At 75.4% G+C, this 2435-nt stretch carries 3 protein-coding genes and 1 pseudogene; 1 reads left to right on the top strand and 3 read right to left on the bottom strand.

The window, feature by feature from the left end:
- Positions 1 to 573 (top strand): annotated as a pseudogene (locus VR45_RS13530) (UDP-N-acetylglucosamine 1-carboxyvinyltransferase); the annotation flags it as partial.
- Positions 574 to 638: 65 nt separating this feature from the next.
- On the opposite strand, the gene VR45_RS13525 reads toward VR45_RS13530, so the two are convergent.
- From VR45_RS13525 to VR45_RS13515, 3 genes are all read right to left on the bottom strand, one after another.
- A complete protein-coding gene (locus tag VR45_RS13525; protein WP_045939978.1) occupies positions 639 to 1166 on the bottom strand; it encodes a DinB family protein in 528 nt (175 codons plus the stop codon).
- Between the two features lie 40 nt (positions 1167 to 1206).
- Positions 1207 to 1998, bottom strand: coding sequence for a cobalt-precorrin-6A reductase (locus VR45_RS13520; RefSeq protein ID WP_045939977.1), 792 nt, complete (start codon positions 1996 to 1998; stop codon positions 1207 to 1209).
- Positions 1998 to 2435 (bottom strand): SAM-dependent methyltransferase (locus VR45_RS13515; RefSeq protein ID WP_045939976.1); only part of this gene is annotated, 438 nt, incomplete at its 5' end. The genes VR45_RS13515 and VR45_RS13520, both read right to left, overlap by 1 nt.

Raw genomic sequence — 2435 nt, 5'->3', positions numbered from 1 at the left:
GTGGTCACCTCCTCCGAGCTGACCGTCCGCCGGGTGCCGATCGAGTTCCTGGAGATCGAGCTCGCCGTGCTGGAGGGCATGGGCCTCGACTACGACCGCACCCCGGAGTACCCCGCCCACAACGGCCGCACCCGGCTGGTCGACCTCACCGTGCGCCCCTCCAAGCTCACCGCGCCGATCGACACCATCCACCCGATGCCCTTCCCCGGCATCAACATCGACAACGTGCCGTTCTTCGCCGCCATCGCCGCGGCCGCCCACGGCACCACGATGATCCACGACTGGGTGTACGACAACCGCGCCATCTACCTCACCGAACTCACCCGCCTCGGCGCGGACATCAAGCTCCTCGACCCGCACCGGGTGCTGGTCCAGGGCCCGACCCGCTGGCGCGCCGCCGAGATGGTCTGCCCGCCCGCGCTGCGCCCCGCCGTGGTGATCCTGCTGGCGATGCTGGCCGCCAAGGGCACCTCGGTGCTCCGCAACGTCTACGTCATCAACCGGGGCTACGAGGACCTCGCCGAGCGCCTCAACTCCATCGGCGCCCAGATCGAGACCTTCCGCGACATCTGATCCGCACACCCGCCGCTGCCCGGCCCCGGAACCCCGGGGCCGGGCAGCGGCGTTCCCGGGCCCGGCTACTCGCCGGTGCGGCCGTCGAGGTGCTCGCGGACGAGGTCGGCGTGGCCGTTGTGGCGGGCGTACTCCTCGATCATGTGGGTGAGGATCCAGCGCAGGGAGTACTCGGTCTCCTCGCCGTCGGGTGCACGGTAGTGGCCGAGGACGTCCAGGGACGGGGCGGCGGCGACGAGTTCGCGGGCGTGCTCGCACTCGCCGCGCCAGACGGTGAAGGCCTCGTCCGGGTCGGCCCCGTCGGCCTCGAACTCGGTCTCCCGGCCGCCCCAGAAGCCGGGATGGCCCTCGCCGTTGAGGACGTTGCGGAACCAGCCGCGTTCCACCTCGGCCAGGTGGCGGGCCAGGCCGAGCAGGGAGAGCGGGGAGGGGAGCAGCGGGCGGGCGCGGAGCTGTTCGGTGGTCAGCCCGGCGCACTTCCAGGCGAAGGTGGCGCGCTGGAAGTCCAGGAAGCCCGTCAGGGTGGCGAGTTCCCCGGCGGCCAGGGGCGGCTCGGTGCGGGCGGCGTCGGCGAGTTCGTAGGCGTCGGTCATCCGGCCATCCTGGCAGCGACCGGCGGGCCCCGCGCGGGAATTACCGGCCGGTCAGGCCCTGTTCGGCCAGCCGCTCCAGTACCTCCGGGACGCTTGCCGCGACCGGCACCCCGGCCGGCAGCGGCGGGCGGTCCACCAGCACCACGGGCAGGCCGAGTTCGCGGGCCGCGGTGAGCTTGGGCGCGGTGGCCGCGCCGCCGCTGTCCTTGGTGACCACGACGTCGATCCGGTGCTCGCGCAGCACCGCCCGCTCGCCGTCCAGGGTGAACGGGCCCCGGTCGAGCAGGACGTCGAGCGCAGCGGGCAGCGGCGGCTCGGGCGGATCGACCGAGCGGGCCACGAAGTGCAGGCCGTCGAGGTGGGCGAAGGCGCCGATGCCCTGCCGGCCGCTGGTGAGCAGGACCCGCCGGCCGAGCGCGGGCAGCAGCGCGGCGGCGGCGTCCAGGGACGGGACGCGGTGCCAGTCGTCGCCCGGCACCGCCGCCCAGCCGGGGCGGCGCAGCGCCAGCAGCGGGACGGCCGCGGCGGCGTTGCCGGACATGACGGCGGCGAACGGGTGGGTGGCGTCCACCACCGCGTCCACCCGCTCGGCGCGCAGCCAGTCGGCGAGGCCGTCGGCGCCGCCGAAGCCGCCGATCCGCACCTCACCGGCGGGCAGCCGGGGTCGGGCCACCCGCCCGGCGAGCGAGCTGGTGACCCGGAGCCCGGGCCGGCCGGCGAGCGCGGTGGAGAGGGTGGTGGAGAGGGCGGTGGCGAGCGCGGCGGCGAGGGCGCGCGCCTCGGTGGTGCCGCCGAGGATCAGCAGGTGGCGGCCGTCCGGGGGCGGCGTCATCAGGCGCCGCAGGGCTCGTGCGGGCGCTCGCGGTCCGCGGAGTAGAGGTGGCTGTCGCGGAACTCCTCGGCGGCCAGGGTGCGGCCGACGATGATCACGGCGGTGCGGACCACGCCGGCGGCCTTCATCTGCCCGGCGATGTCCCCTACGGTGCCGCGCAGCACCAGCTCGTCCGGCCGGCTGGCCATCGCGACCACGGCGGCCGGGCAGTCCGCCCCGTAGTGCGGGAGCAGCTGCTCGACCACGTCGTCCACGTACCCGGCGGCCAGGTGCAGGACGAGCAGGGCGCCGCTGCGGCCGAGGGTGGCGAGGTCCTCGCCGGCCGGCATCGGGGTGGCCCGCTTGGCGATCCGGGTGAGGATCACGGTCTGGCCGACGGTAGGCACGGTCAGCTCGCGCTTGAGCGCGGCCGCCGCGGCGGCGAACGCCGGGACGCC

This window comes from Streptomyces sp. NRRL S-495, assembly GCF_000966955.1.
In the GTDB taxonomy this organism is placed as follows: domain Bacteria; phylum Actinomycetota; class Actinomycetes; order Streptomycetales; family Streptomycetaceae; genus Kitasatospora; species Kitasatospora purpeofusca.
Note: the sequence above shows the minus strand (reverse complement) of the source record. Positions and strands in the feature narration are given on the sequence as shown.